Origin of the sequence: Microbacterium sp. KSW4-4, assembly GCF_023091185.1 — a bacterium.
Classification (GTDB): Bacteria; Actinomycetota; Actinomycetes; order Actinomycetales; family Microbacteriaceae; genus Microbacterium; species Microbacterium paraoxydans.
The window spans coordinates 403,831-418,082 of record NZ_JAHWXJ010000002.1 but is presented as its reverse complement, the minus strand read 5'-3'; the positions used below and the strand labels follow the sequence as shown (position 1 = coordinate 418,082).

The following is a 14,252-nucleotide window of genomic DNA, read 5'->3' as shown; positions in this document are numbered from 1 at the left end:
CGACTTCTTCTCTGTCCCACTCACGCCCTCCACCGTAAAACCTCAAGCGCACTTGAGGTCAAATCGAGGCCGATCCCCCCGCCTCTCGCCGAGACCCCGCCTCCGCCGCGCGGACACGACGAGGTCTCGGCGGGAAAGCGGGGTCTCGGGGAATCAGGACGGGGAGATCTCGAAGGAGGCGGAGAGGAGGTGCTCCTCGCGGGAGCTGGGGCCGACGAGGAGGGTGAAGGCGCCCGGCTCCACGGTCCGGACTCCGGCGGCGGTCACGATCGTGCAGTCGGCGACGGGGACCTCGATCCGCACGCGCGCGCTCTCCCCCGGCGCGAGGTCGACCTGCCGGAAGGCCTTGAGCTCGCGGTCGGTCCAGCTCACGCTCGTCACCTCATCCCGCACGTACGCCTGCACGGTCTCGCGGACGGGCCGGTCCCCCGTGTTCGTCACGGTCACGTGCCCCACCACGGTGTCGCCGAGGCGCAGCTCCGTCTGCTCCAGCTCCAGCTCCGCGTACGCCACGGTCGTGTACGACCGGCCCTCGCCGAAGGCCCACGCCGGCGCCTGGGTGAGGTCGGCGTAGCGGTCGCCGTGCTGCCCGCGGATCTGGTTGTAATAGGTCGGCTGCTGCCCGACGTGCCGCGCGAACGAGATCGGCAGCCGTCCCGAGGGCTCCACGGCACCCGTGACGATGTCGGCGAGCGCCCGCCCGCCCTGCATGCCGGGATTCGCGGCCCAGACCACCGCCGCCGCCCGCTGCACCGAGGGCGGGAGCACGAGGGGCTTGGACGCCAGCAGCACCACGACGACGGGCTTCCCGGTCTCGATGAGAGCGTCGAGCAGGGCGTTCTGGCCGCCGATGAGCTCCAGCGTGGCCGTGGACCGCCCCTCGCCCACGAGCTCGATGCGATCGCCGACCACCGCGACCACGACGTCGGCGGCCTCGGCGGCGGCCACCGCCCCCGCGATGAGCGCAGGATCCGGCAGGCACGGCTGCACCACGGGAGGACGCGGCTGGTTGTCCGGGAAATGCGTGCCGCGGGGGTCGTCGGCGAGCGTGAGGATGTCGGCGCCGCGTGCATGCGTGACCGTCCATGCGTCCACCGCACGGAGGCCGTCGAGCACGGTCGTGATCATCTCGCGGGGCTGTCCGTCGAGCCAGCCCGCCTGGCCCGAACCGCCGGCCCAGTCGCCGAGCTGCGTCTGCGCGTCGTCCGCGAGCGGCCCGGTCACCGCCACCCGCAGGGGTGCCGTGGCATCCAGCGGCAGCACGCCGTCGTTCTCGAGCAGCACGAGGGAACGGCGCGCGATCTCGAGGTTGAGGTCCGCGTGCGCGGCGCTGCCGACCACGGCGGACACGTCATCGCGGGGCAGCCGCGGGTCTTCGAAGAGTCCGAGCTCGAACTTCAGCGTGAGGATGCGGGAGACCGCGTCGTCGAAGGCGTCCTCCGGCAGCAGCCCCCGGGCGACCGCGTCCAGCGCCCCCTCGAAGAATCCTGGCGTGGTCATCACCATGTCGTTCCCGGCGCGCACGGCCGCGGCCGCGGCATGGGTGAGGTCGGGCTGCACCCGCTGCTCCCACACCATCCGACCCACGTTGTCCCAGTCGGTGATGAGGGTGCCGGTGTAGCCCCACTCGCCGCGGAGCACGTCGCTGAGCAGCCACTCGTTCAGCGTGATCGGCACCCCGTCGGTCGTCTGGTAGCCGAGCATGAACGTCCGGCAGCCCTCGCGGGCGACCCGCTCGAACGGCGGCAGGAACCAGGAGCGCAGCTTGCGCGGGGAGATGTCCGCCTCGCTGGCGTCGCGGCCGCCCTGCGTCTCCGAGTAGCCGGCGAAGTGCTTGGCCGTCGCGAGGATCGCGGTCGGGTCGTCGAGCCCGTCGCCCTGATAGCCGCGCACCATGGCCGAAGCCAGCTCCCCGATGAGGAACGGGTCCTCGCCGAACGTCTCCCCGACCCGCCCCCAGCGCAGATCGCGGGCGATGCACAGCACCGGCGAGAACGTCCAGTGGATGCCGGTCACGGCGACCTCCTCGGCCGTCGCCCGCGCCACGCGCTCGACGAGCGCCGGGTCCCAGGACGCCGCCATGCCGAGCTGCGTGGGGTAGATCGTGCCTCCGGGCCAGAACGAGTGGCCGTGGATGCAGTCCTCGCCCACGAGCAGCGGGATGCCGAGCCGGGTCTGCGCGACCAGGGCGGCGGCCCGCCGCAGACGCTCGTCCGAGGCGTGCAGGATCGATCCCGCGTGCCGCCGGAGGACGTGGTCGTCGATGTCGTCGCGGGCGTCGAGCTGGAGCATCTGCCCGACCTTCTCCTCCACCGTCATCCGGCTGAGGAGGTCGGCCACGCGTTCGCGGATCGAGAGAGCGGGGTCCTGGTACGGGAGCTGCGTGGTCAGAGTCTGAGAGGTCATCACTTCGTGTTCTGGTTCGTGTGCGGTGTCGCGGTGTTCGTGGGGTCGGTGGCGCCGGAAGCGCCCGGCGAGGTCGCCGACGATACGGGATCGGGGCTCTTCTCCGGCAGGGGCACGCTGCGGACGACCGTGACGGCGTCGTTCACGTTCAGCCCCTTCTTCTTCATCGCCCTGGCCCGCTCGCCCGCCGAGCGCAGTCGCGGGTTGACGTACTCGTCGATGCCGAAGTTGATGAGCGAGAGCGCGACGCCGATGATCGCGATGCACAGCCCTGCCGGCACGTACCACCACCACAGTCGCGGGAACGCACCGTTCTGCTGCGCCCAGAACAGGATCGTCCCCCAATTGAGGTTGCTCACCGGGATCACGCCGATGAAGGCCAAGGTCGTGAGGCCGAGGATGGCCGCGGTCACGGTGCCGACGAAGCTCGAGGCGATGAGCGCCATGAGGTTCGGGAGCATCTCGACCGTGATGATGCGGCGCAGCGGCTCGCCGTTCGCACGCGCGGCCTGGATGAAGTCGCGGTTTCGCAGCGACATGGTCTGCGCGCGGAGCACGCGGGCGCCCCACGCCCACCCGGTGATCCCCAGCACCGCGGCGATCACGATCAGCGGCGGATTCTCGAACTGCGAGGCGATGATGATGATGAGCGGGATGCCGGGGATCACCAGGAACACGTTGGTCAGCGCCGACAGCGACTCGCTCTTCCAGCCGCGCACGTAGCCGGCGACCACACCGATCGTGATCGCGATGATCGTGGCGATGAACGCCGCGAGGAAGCCGACGACGATCACGCCGCGGGTGCCGTAGATGATCTGGCTCAGCACGTCTTCGCCCATGTGCGTCGTGCCCAGCCAGTGCTCCCAGGAGGGCGGCTGACGCAGCGCCGCGCGGTCCTTCTGGGTCGGCCCGTACGGGGCGATCCACGGGGCGAAGATCGCGATGAGCACGAACGCACCGAGGATGAGGAGCCCGGCGATCGACTTGGGGTTGCGGAACATCGCGAACGCCTGCGCGAGCTGCGACCAGAAGGTCGTGCGCGGCGGCGCTCCCGCCGGCGGGGTGCGCAGCGTGGCGGTCTCGGGCATGCCGGAGACGACGGCCGATCCGTCCGGCGCCGTGTTCGCTGCGGTGGTGGGAACGGTCATGTCAGGACTCCATCTGGCGCGTGCGCGGGTCGAGGTAGGCGTAGACGACATCGGCGAGGATGTTGGCCACGAGCACCGACAGCGTGATCACGAGGAACACGCCCTGCATGAGGGCGAAGTCCTTGGCGTTGGTCGCGTCGAGCAGCAGCTTGCCGACACCCGGATAGCTGAAGACCATCTCCATCACGATCGTGCCGCCGACGATGAAGCCGATCGACAGCGCGAAGCTCTGGATCTGCGGCAGCACCGCGTTGCGCGCGGCGTAGCCCCAGAGCACCCGCTTGTTGGGCATGCCCTTCGCCTGCGCGACCGTGATGTAGTCGTCGTCGAGCACCGTCAGCATCATGTTGCGCATGCCGAGCACCCACCCGCCGAGCGAGGCGACCACGATGGTCAGTGCCGGGAGCGTGCCGTGCATGATGACCTGACCGATGAAGTCGAGACTCCATTCCGGTGACTGCCCCTTGTCGTAGGCGTGCGAGGACGGGAACCACTTCAGGGTCGAGGAGAAGATCGCGATCGCGATGAGCCCGAGCCAGAAGTACGGGATCGTGTTGAAGAAGGTCGTCACCGGGATGATCGCGTCGAGCTTGCTGCCGCGCTTCCACCCCACGACGGCTCCGAGCAGCGTGCCGAGCGCGAAGGAGATGATGGTCGCGATGCCGACCAGCCCGAGCGTCCAGGGCAGGGCGGCGGCGAGCACCTCGGCGACCGGCCGCAGACCGTGCAGGGTCGAGATGCCGAGGTCGCCGCGCAGCAGCATCCCCCAGTATTCGAGGTACTGCTGCCAGATGGACTTGTCCGTGTCGATACCGAGCAGCACGCGCAGGGCCTCTGCCGCCTCGGGGCTCACGGTGCGGTTGCGCGCGAGGTACGAGCTGACCGCGTCGCCCTTCATGAGGCGGGGCAGGAAGAAGTTGATCGTGATCGCCGCCCACAGCGTGAAAAGGTAGAACGCCGCGCGACCGGCGAAGAAGCGCCACGGCACCGGCCGCCTGGTGCGCTCCGCCGTGGTCGCCGTGGTGCCGACCTCCAGGGCATCGCGGGCGACGAGGTCGTCGTCGTCGAGTTGGGGGAATGCGGTGCTCACAGCGCGCCTCCGTTCGATGCCGCCGCAGCGAAGTGCTTCTCCGGATCGGGAGAGGCCGCGCGCAGCTCGCGGGTGTACGGATCCTGCGGCTTGAGGATCACATCGTCGGCGGTGCCGTACTCGACCACGCGCCCCTGGTTGAGGACCATGATCTCGTCGCTGAAGTGTCGGGCGGTCGCCAGGTCGTGCGTGATGTAGAGCACTCCGAGTCCCTCTTCACGCTGCAGGTCGGCGAGCAGGTTCAGCACGCCGAGCCGGATGGAGACGTCGAGCATCGACACCGGCTCGTCGGCGACAAGGAGCGAGGGACGCGAGGCCAGGGCGCGGGCGATGGCCACACGCTGCCGTTGTCCGCCTGACAGCTCGTGGGGGCGGCGGTCGATCACCGCGTCCGCATCGAGGCGCACCCGGTCGAGGAGCCGACGCACCTCGTTCTCGGTCTCCTTCTTCGGCACCACGTCGTCGAGGCGGATGGGACGCTCCAGGTGGTAGCGGATCGAGTGGTACGGGTTGAGCGAGGCGAACGGGTCCTGGAACACCATCCGCAGCTGCTGGCGGTAGGTCCGCAGGCCCCTGCCGCGGCGCGGGATGGGCTTGCCGTCGAGCAGCACCTCGCCGCTGGTCGGGGTCTCGAGCTGGGTGAGGATCTTCGCGATCGTGGACTTGCCGCTGCCGGACTGGCCGACCAGGCCGATCGTCTGGCCGGACGTCAGGGTGAAGCTCACATCGTCGAGGGCTTTGATCTGCCCGGCGCCGCGGACGTTGTACGCCTTCGTGACGTGGCGGAACTCGAGGGTGGTCATCGCACCAGCACCCCTCTCTCCCCGGTGAGCCGGGGGAACGACGACAGCAGGGTCTTCGTGTACTCGTGCTCCGGCTGCGTCCAGATGCGCTCTGCCGTATCGAGCTCGATGATCTCTCCTTCGCGCATGATCGCGATCCGGTCGCTGATCTCCAGCAGGAGCGGCAGGTCGTGGGTGATGAAGATCACCGAGAAGCCGAACTCGTGGCGCAGCTGGGAGATCTGCTTGAGGATCTCCCGCTGCACCAGCACGTCGAGCGCGGTCGTCGGCTCGTCCATGACCATCAGCTGCGGACGCAGCGCCAGGGCCATGGCGATCATGACGCGTTGGCGCATGCCGCCGGAGAGCTCGTGCGGGAAGGAGCGCACCCGCTGACGGCCGACCTTGACGATCTCGAGCAGCTCCTCGGCCTCGGCACGCCGCTGCCTGCGGTTCATGTCGGGGCGGTGGATCTCGAACACGTCCTCCAGCTGCGAGCCGATCGTCGCCACGGGGTTGAGGGCGTTCATCGCGCCCTGGAACACCATCGACACCTTGTCCCAGCGGAATCGCTGCATCGCGTCGACGTCCAGAGCGTCGATGTCGATGTCGATGCCGGTCGCGTCGTGGAACGTCACGCTGCCGCCGGTGATGACGGCCGGAGCGCGCAGCAGGCGCTGCACCCCGTAGGCGAGCGTGGTCTTGCCGCATCCGCTCTCCCCGGCGAGGCCGAGGATCTCGCCGCGCTGCAGTTCGAGGGTCACGTTCTTCACCGCCTCGACGGGCGGATCGACGTCGTACACGACGGAGAAGTCGCGCACGGTGAGCAGGGGGTCTGGCATGGGGTGTCCTTTGTGGGGGCGGGCCCTTCGACAGGCTCAGGGACCCAGAAATGGTGGCCCTTCGACAGGCTCAGGGACCCAGAAGTGGAGGCCCTTCGACAGGCTCAGGGACCCAGAGGGGTGGCTGAGCCTGTCGAAGTCCCGGCTGTGGGTGGCTGAGCCTGTCGAAGTCCTACTCGGCGGGCTTCAGCTTCGTGAGGATCTGCACGATGTTCGGCTGCGTCGGGTCGGCGGACGCGTAGGTGTCGGTCTCCGACGGCCAGCCGACGTAGTTGCGCGTGTTGAACTCGCCCAGCAGCGGGTGGGCGCCCAGCGGGATGGCCGGCACCTGCTCCGAGAAGATCGTCTGCAGCGTATCGATCGCGGTGGTGCGCTCCTCGTCGGACGAGGCGTTGGCGTAGGTGTTCAGCGCGGCAGTCGCCTCCGGGTCGTCGAAGCGGCCGAAGTTGAAGCCGGCCTTGCCCTCGGGCGAGATCCAGCGCGGATCCATGGTCGAGGTGTACAGGCCGTACGCCGTACCGCTGTCCTCCAGCCAGTGGATGATCGCGGAGAACGTGCCGTTGTCGCGGGGATCGGCCCAGCCGCCCCAGTCCGGCATATCGATCTTGACCTCGGCGCCGATGCCGTCCTTCACGTCCTCGGCGATGAGCTCCTGCGCCGTGTTCCAGTCGCTCCAGCCGGAGGGGACGGAGAGCGTGAACGAGACGGGCGTGCCGTCGGGGTCGATCAGGGCGTCGTCCTTCCAGGTGTACCCGGCGGTCTCCAGCAGATCACGCGCCTTCTCGGCGTCGACCGCGTAGTCGACGCCCTGGAACTCCGGCTGGATCTCGTCTTCGAGGATCGACGACAGCCCCGTGACCGACCAGACCGGCTCGCTGGCACCCTCGCGCGCGATGTCGACATAGGCGTCGCGGTCGATCACCCAGGCGAGCGCCTGACGGAAGGCGGGGTCGTCGAACGGCTTCTGCTGCAGGTTCATGAACAGCGTGGCGGAGCCGGTGGTCGGGGAGGCGAGGAACTTGTTGTGCTCGGGGTCGGCCGAGAGGAACTGCTCCTCGATCTGCGGGATGAACGCCTGCGCCCAGTCGGCGTCGCCGTTCGCGAGGGCCGTGGTGAGGGCGGTGTTGTCGCCGTACGAGACGTAGTGCAGCTCCGGCACGGCGAGGTCGCCGCCCCAGTAGTCGTCGCGTGCGTCGAGCGTGACCGACTCGGTCGACCAGTTCGCCATCGCGTAGGGGCCGGTGCCGACGAGGTCGTCGCCCTTGACGGGGTCGGTGGCCGGGTCGTCGAAGTTCTCCCAGATGTGCTTGGGGACGATCGGCACGTGCAGCACGCGGGCCTGGTTCACGTACTTGGAGTCACCGAAGCTCAGCACGACCTTGTCGCCGTCGACCTCGGCACCCTCGAACTTGAGGCCGGCGGTGTCGAGGGCGGGGATCGAGGCGGTCTCGAAGGAGAAGACGATGTCGTCGGCCGTGAACGGCTCGCCGTCGCTCCAGGTCACGTCCGCGCGGGGGACGACGGTGAGCTGCGTGTAGTCGTCGTTCCACTCGAGGCTCTCGGCGAGCCACGGCGTCACACCGCGGTCACCCGTCTGGTTCACCAGGGCCAGAGTCTCGAACACCACCTTGGCGTAGCCGTACTTCGACGCCGCGGAGTCGCCGACGAACGGGTTGTTCGACTCGGTGCTGATCGCGCCGTCGGGCTTCGCGATGGTGAGGGAGGCGGAACCGGCGCCGTCGCCGGAACCACCGCCCGCCGAGCATCCGGCGAGCGCCGAGACGCCGAGGACGGCGACCGCGCTGGCGGCGATCAGGGTTTTCGTGAGCTTCATTGCTTCTCCTTGGGCACGGGTCCTTGTGCGGCGTCGCGGCCGAGGGATCACCGCCGGCCGCCGCTTTTGCTTACTGTCGAGAAAGTAAGCTGTGGAGAGGTTACCGAGGAGTAAGTTGGTTGGCAAGCAGAGCGGGATGAGGGGAGGTGGGCTCATGACGGACGACGTGCACGCGGTGCGGGTGCGCCCGGCGACGCGGGAGAAGCGCGAGCAGATCCTCAAGGCGGCCGTGGAGATCTTCGGCAACAAGGGCTCCACGAACGGCACACTCGCCGACGTCGCCGAGCAGGTCGGCATCACCCATGCGGGCGTGCTGCATCACTTCGGCTCGAAGCAGAAGCTCCTCATCGAGGTGCTCGCCTACCGCGATCAGGCCGACGTCGCCGACCTCGCCGAGAAGCACATCCCCGACGGACCGGAGCTGTTCCTCCACCTCGTCCGCACGGCGTTCGCCAACGAGAAGCGGCCGGGCATCGTGCAGGCCTACACGGTGCTCTCCTCCGAGTCGGTGACCGACGACCACCCCGGTCGCGAATACTTCGAGGAGCGCTATACGACCCTGCGCCGGGAGGTGACGGCGGCGTTCGGGGAACTCTGCGCCCAGGAGGGTGTGACCGAACCCGCGACCATCGCCGCCGCTTCGGCCGCCATCCTCGCCGTGATGGACGGCCTGCAGCTCCAGTGGCTCCTGCATCCCGAGGTGATCGGACTCGGCGAGACGAGCGAGTTCGCGATCCGGGCGATCGTGAACGCCGTGCTGCTTCCCGGACCCGAACTGCCGACCTACGTGCACTGACCCTGCCGAGACCCCACGTTCCCGTCGAGACCCCGCCCTCCCGGCGCGGCGAAGCGGGGGTCTCGGCGGAACGCCGGGGTCTCGGCGCACACCCGGCTAGGCTCTGGCCATGACGATCGACCTCGAAGCGCTCTACATCGACCTGCACCAGCACCCCGAGCTGTCGTTCCAGGAGACCAGGACCGCGGGCATCGCCGCCCAGCACCTGCGCGACCTGGGCCTCGAGGTCGAAGAAGGCGTCGGGGTGACCGGCGTGGTCGGGGTGCTGCGGAACCCTTCGACAGGCTCAGGGACCCAGGATGAGGAGTTCCCGCGGCCGGTGGTGTGGGTGCGCGCCGATATGGACGCGCTCCCGGTCGAGGAGCAGACGGGCCTCGCATATGCGAGCACCGCGAGAGGCGTCGACCCCGCAGGCACGACTGTTCCCGTCATGCACGCCTGCGGTCACGACATGCACGTCACCGCGATGATCGGCGCGGTGGAGAAGCTCGTCGCGACCCGCGCGGAGTGGTCGGGCACTCTCGTCGTGCTCATCCAGCCTGCCGAGGAGTACGGCGCGGGGGCCAGGGCGATGCTCGACGACGGTCTGCTCGACCGCTATCCGAAGCCCGACGTGGTGCTCGGTCAGCACGTCACCCCGCTCCCCGCCGGGATCATCGGCGTGCGCAGCGGCACCCAGATGGCCGCGTCGGACGGCCTCACCGTCACCCTGCACGGCCGCGGCGGCCACGGCTCCCGCCCGCACGCCACGATCGACCCGGTCGTGATGGCGGCCGCGACCGTGATGCGCCTGCAGACGATCACCTCGCGCGAGATCGACCCGCAGGGCGTGGCCGTGGTGACGGTCGGCTCGATCCACGCCGGACTCAAGAACAACATCATCCCGGCCGAGGCGAAGCTCGAGCTCAGCCTCCGCTACCCGAATGAGGACGTGCGGGAGAAGGTGCTGGCGAGCGTCGAGCGGATCGTGCGCGCCGAGGCGATGGCCTCCGGCGCGGAGCGCGAGCCGGAGATCCACACGCAGCATACGCTCCCCGCCACGATCAACGACGCGGAGGCGACGGCGCGGGTCTCGGCGGCGCTGCGTCGGGCGCTCGGAGAGTCGGCCGTCGTCGACCCCGGCATGTTCACCGGCAGCGAGGACGTCTCCTGGTTCGCCCGCGACGCCGAGGTGCCGCTCGTGTTCTGGTTCTGGGGCGGCGTCGACCCCGCCAGGTTCGCCGAGGCCGTCGCGGCGGGCACCGTGGAGAAGGACATCCCCACGAACCACTCGCCGTTCTTCGCGCCGGAGATCCATCCGACGATCGAGGTCGGGGTCACGGCGATGTCCGCCGCCGCCCGCGAGTTCCTGGCCTGACCCCGTTCGGGGTGCTCAGACCTCGACGATCCCCGGCGCGGGCGGAGGCGGCGGCGCGAGCTGCCGCTGCGGCACGCCATGGGCCTCGCGGTGCAGCCGCTCCATGCGGGTGTCGAGTTCGGCAGCGGCATCGGCCGCGTCGCTGAGGCTGTCGACGAGGTGCGCGGGCACCTGGTTGGAGAACTTGTAGTAGATCTTGTGCTCCAGGCTCGCCCAGAAGTCCATCGCGATGGTGCGGAACTGCACCTCGACCGGCACGGACAGCGCGCCCGTCGAGAGGAAGACGGGGACCTCGATGATGGCGTGCAGGCTCTTGTACCCGTTCGGCTTCGGGTTGGCGATGTAGTCCTTCACCGTGCGGACGGTCACGTCGTCCTGCGCGGTCAGCAGATCGAACAGCCGGTAGACGTCGGCGACGAAGCTGCAGGTCACGCGCACTCCGGCGATGTCGGTGATCTCGGCACGGATGCGGTCGAAGTCCGGGTCGTCGATGCCCTTCCTGGCGATCTTCTCGACGATGCTGTCCGGCGACTTCAGCCGGCTCTTCACGTGCTCGATCGGGTTGTACGCGTGATCGTGGGTGAACTCGTCGCGGAGGATCGAGATCTTCGTCTCCACCTCGCGCATCCCGAACTCGTACTCGCGGAGGAAGCGCTGCAGCTGGTCGCGGAGCTCCTTCGCCTCGGAGATCAGGTGCTCGTCGACGGGGATCACGCTCATGAGGACGACGTTATCGATCCGTGATCGGAAACCCCTGTGGATTCGAGAGCGCGACGCGGGCGTCCTCGAGGTGCTGGCCGGAGAGGAGACCGGGGAGGCCGCGCCCCTGGCGGGTGGTGAACAGCAGCACGATCGCGACGAGGATCAGCACCGAGGAGAGCGCGTCGAACACCCCGCCGAGCATCCCGAGAGCCGTGAGTCCGCCGATGCCGCCCGCCCAGCGCAGCAGCCGGGCGAGCGCGGCCGGCAGCCGCGACCCGGTGTAGCGCAGCTGCACGGCGAGGTCTCCCACCGAGCGGCCGGTGACGAGGATGACCACGAGCCACAGCGCACAGGCGGCCGCCGTGCTCACCGTGCCGGCGAGGGTGCCGTCGAGAACGGCCTGACGGTCCTGCACGACGTACTCGAGCCAGAGCTGCACCGCGACGCCCCCGGCGAGCACGACGAAGCCGTTCGCGAGTCCGTCGCACAGCATCGCCAGCGCGCGGCGACCACGGGTGACAGGGCGCGGCTCGTCGGCATCCGCCCGGGCCTGCAGGCCGCGCAGCGAGCGGGGCACGACGAGCGCGAGCACCGAGCCGAGCACGGCTCCGGTCGTGTTCGTCATCAGGTCGCCGACGTCGAAGAAGCGGTAGGCGCACGGGTACAGACCCCAGACCCCGGTGAGCTGCGTGGTCTCCACGAGCAGCGAGAGCCCGAAGCCGGCGAGGAGCGCGGTCGGCAGGCCGCGGCCGCCCAGCACGCGGAGGAACGCCCCGAGCGGGACGAACAGCAGCACGTTGAACACGAGCTGGAGCAGGGCGGGCTGGCGCAGCGGGTTGCCCGGCGCCGCGAACGCCTTCTGCACATCGCGCACCACGGACATCGGGTCGGTGATCGCCCCCACGCACCGGATGGCGTCCGGATCGGGCAGCGGCAGCAGCGTGTACGTCCAGATGGCCCAGAAGTAGACGAGCGCCGCGAGCCAGAGCAGCGTGCGGCCGAGCGAGAGGCGTCCGCGGCGACGATAACTGATCGCGACGAAGGGCACGAAGAGGACGACGCCCGCGGCCAGGCCGATCGCCACGGCGATGACCCCCAGAACCACCTGATCCCCCACTGACGCAAGGATACCGGGAGGCCGTGAGGATTCCGTGAGGGAGCGCCACCGGGCCGTAGGGATTCCGTGAGGATCGCGTGAGGGCACCTCCGGTCGGCGTAGTGTCGCCGGACGTGTCAGAACAAACGAGGCCGACCCCGGACGCGCCGCCGCGCGCCAAGCGCATCCTGCTCGGCGACCCGCTGACGAGCGCCCAGGTCGACGAGCAGCTCCTGCCCAAGCGCATGGCGCTGCCGATCTTCGCCTCGGACGCGCTGAGCTCGGTGGCCTACGCCCCGCAGGAGCTCGTGATGATCCTGCTCATCGGCGGCCTCACGTTCCTGTCGTTCACCCCGCTCGTCGCCGCGGCCGTCGTCGTGCTGCTTCTCGTGGTGGTGCTCAGCTACCGGCAGCTCATCAAGGCGTACCCCTCCGGCGGCGGCGACTACGAGGTCGCGTCGAAGAACCTCGGCGAGGTCCCCGGGGTGATCGTGGCCGCGGCCCTCCTCGTCGACTACGTGCTCACGGTGGCCGTGTCGGTCGCGTCGGGGGTGGACAACATCATCTCGGCGGTACCGGCGCTCGATCCGCTCCGCGTGGAGCTCGCGGTCGGCTTCGTCGTGCTCATCATCATCGTGAACCTCCGCGGCGTGCGGGAGGCGTCGCTCGTGTTCGCGATCCCCACGTACGTGTTCATCGGCTCGGTCGGCGTCATGATCGTCACCGGGCTCGTCCGGACGGCGCTCGGCGACGCCCCGATCGCGTCCAGCGCGGAGTTCGCCGTGCAGGCCGAGAGCCTCAGCCAGGCGGCCGTGCTGCTGCTCATCCTCCGGGCCTTCTCCAGCGGCTGCTCCGCGTTGACCGGAGTCGAGGCCGTGTCGAACGGCGTCCCGGCGTTCCGGGCCCCGAAGGTGCGCAACGCCCAGTCGACCCTCGTGCTCATGGGGACCATCGCGATCTGCCTGTTTTCCGGACTCACCGCCCTCGCCCTCATCGCCGGCGTGCACTACGCCGAGAACCCCTGCGACCTCATCGGGTTCGACTGCACGAACCCGCAGCCGAGCCTCATGGCGCAGATCGCCGCGGCGACGTTCGGCGGCGGCAGCATCCCGTTCTTCATCGTGCAGGCGGCCACGGCCTGCGTGCTGCTCCTCGCGGCGAACACCGCCTTCAACGGCTTCCCCCTGCTCGGCGCCGTGCTCGCCCGCGACGGCTACGCCCCGAAGTCGCTGAACACCCGCGGCGACCGGCTCGTGTTCTCCAACGGCATGATCCTCCTCGGGATCGCCGCGATCGCCGTGCTCGTGGTGTTCCAGGCCCGGTTGACGACGCTGATCCAGCTCTACATCATCGGCGTCTTCGTCTCCTTCTCCCTCGGCCAGATCGGCATGGTGCGGCACTGGCGACGGCTGCTCCGGGCACCCGCCCCGCCGAACGGCGACGGCGCCGCTGACCGGCGTTCTGCACGCGTGGGGCTGCTCATCAACTCCGCCGGGGCGACGCTGACCGTCCTCGTGCTCGTGATCGTGACGATCACGAAGTTCACGCACGGCGCCTACCTCGTGTTCTTCGCCATCCCGGTGCTCGCGTTCCTCATGATCGGTGTCAAGCGCTACTACCGGGACGTCGAGCACGAGATCGCCATCGACGACACCACCCGCTTCGGGGCCTCCGGCGACGTCGCCATCGTCCTCGTGAACCATCTGCAGAAGCCGGTCATGAAGGCCATCGACTACGCGATCGCCGCCAAGCACGACAAGACCCTCGCCGTGCACGTGGCCGTGTCGCAGGACGACGCCGCGCGCCTGCAGCAGGAGTGGACCGACCACCTCGTGCCGGTGCCGCTCGTGATCGTCGAGTCGCCGTACCGCTCGTTCGCGCAGCCCGTGACGCAGTTCATCCGGCAGTACCGCGAGAAGCACGGCTCCTCCGTCGTCACGGTCTACCTGCCGCAGTACATCGTGGGGCACTGGTGGGAGAACTTCCTGCACAACCGGCGCGCCCGCCGCCTCGCGAACCAGCTCATGCTCGTGCACGGGGTGTCGATCACCCTGGTGCCGTGGCTGCTCGACTCGTCCGAACTCATCTACGGCCGGCGCTCCCGTCCGCTGCCCGGTCAGGAGCGGGCGGGGCGGCCGGTCGTGGTGGCCGGACGCCGAGCGCACCGCCCCGCCGGGCCGCCGTCCGAGTCCTGACGGC

General features: G+C 69.4%; 11 protein-coding genes. 3 read left to right on the top strand and 8 right to left on the bottom strand.

Going from position 1 to position 14,252, the window contains the following annotated elements; all coding sequences use genetic code 11:
* Positions 1 to 153 precede the first annotated feature (153 nt).
* The 6 genes from KZC57_RS11605 to KZC57_RS11580 form a co-directional block, all read right to left on the bottom strand.
* Positions 154 to 2,406 (bottom strand): glycoside hydrolase family 3 N-terminal domain-containing protein, encoded by a 2,253-nt coding sequence (locus tag KZC57_RS11605; RefSeq protein ID WP_247641824.1) that lies wholly within the window; start codon positions 2,404 to 2,406, stop codon positions 154 to 156.
* On the bottom strand, positions 2,406 to 3,554 hold the full coding sequence (locus KZC57_RS11600) for an ABC transporter permease (protein ID WP_247641823.1): 1,149 nt from the start codon (positions 3,552 to 3,554) through the stop codon (positions 2,406 to 2,408). The genes KZC57_RS11605 and KZC57_RS11600 overlap by 1 nt, the downstream gene beginning before the upstream one ends.
* A gap of 1 nt (position 3,555) precedes the next feature.
* A complete protein-coding gene (locus KZC57_RS11595; RefSeq protein WP_217582845.1) occupies positions 3,556 to 4,644 on the bottom strand; it encodes an ABC transporter permease in 1,089 nt (362 codons plus the stop codon).
* A complete protein-coding gene (locus KZC57_RS11590) occupies positions 4,641 to 5,447 on the bottom strand; it encodes an ABC transporter ATP-binding protein (protein WP_247641822.1) in 807 nt (268 codons plus the stop codon). Before KZC57_RS11590 ends, KZC57_RS11595 begins: the two co-directional genes overlap by 4 nt.
* The gene (locus KZC57_RS11585; protein WP_247641821.1) at positions 5,444 to 6,268 is read right to left on the bottom strand and encodes an ABC transporter ATP-binding protein; all 825 of its coding nucleotides are present in this window, start codon (positions 6,266 to 6,268) and stop codon (positions 5,444 to 5,446) included. The genes KZC57_RS11590 and KZC57_RS11585 overlap by 4 nt, the downstream gene beginning before the upstream one ends.
* A 172-nt stretch (positions 6,269 to 6,440) precedes the next feature.
* Complete coding sequence (locus tag KZC57_RS11580; RefSeq protein ID WP_247641820.1) at positions 6,441 to 8,102, bottom strand: ABC transporter substrate-binding protein; 1,662 nt, start codon at positions 8,100 to 8,102, stop codon at positions 6,441 to 6,443.
* 154 nt (positions 8,103 to 8,256) lie between these two features.
* Between KZC57_RS11580 and KZC57_RS11575 the strand changes: the two genes are divergently transcribed.
* Together KZC57_RS11575 and KZC57_RS11570 are read left to right on the top strand one after the other, a co-directional pair.
* On the top strand, positions 8,257 to 8,898 hold the full coding sequence (locus KZC57_RS11575; protein WP_247641819.1) for a TetR/AcrR family transcriptional regulator: 642 nt from the start codon (positions 8,257 to 8,259) through the stop codon (positions 8,896 to 8,898).
* 109 nt (positions 8,899 to 9,007) lie between these two features.
* A complete protein-coding gene (locus KZC57_RS11570) occupies positions 9,008 to 10,255 on the top strand; it encodes an amidohydrolase (RefSeq protein ID WP_247641818.1) in 1,248 nt (415 codons plus the stop codon).
* 15 nt (positions 10,256 to 10,270) lie between these two features.
* Here KZC57_RS11570 and KZC57_RS11565 read toward each other — a convergent pair whose 3' ends face one another.
* Together KZC57_RS11565 and KZC57_RS11560 are read right to left on the bottom strand one after the other, a co-directional pair.
* Positions 10,271 to 10,975, bottom strand: a complete 705-nt coding sequence (locus KZC57_RS11565) for a GTP pyrophosphokinase family protein (protein ID WP_025104005.1) — start codon at positions 10,973 to 10,975, stop codon at positions 10,271 to 10,273.
* Positions 10,976 to 10,985: 10 nt separating this feature from the next.
* Positions 10,986 to 12,074, bottom strand: coding sequence for a VanZ family protein (locus KZC57_RS11560; protein ID WP_060923334.1), 1,089 nt, complete (start codon positions 12,072 to 12,074; stop codon positions 10,986 to 10,988).
* 224 nt (positions 12,075 to 12,298) lie between these two features.
* Between KZC57_RS11560 and KZC57_RS11555 the strand changes: the two genes are divergently transcribed.
* A complete protein-coding gene (locus KZC57_RS11555; RefSeq protein WP_276550785.1) occupies positions 12,299 to 14,248 on the top strand; it encodes an APC family permease in 1,950 nt (649 codons plus the stop codon).
* Positions 14,249 to 14,252: the final 4 nt, after the last annotated feature.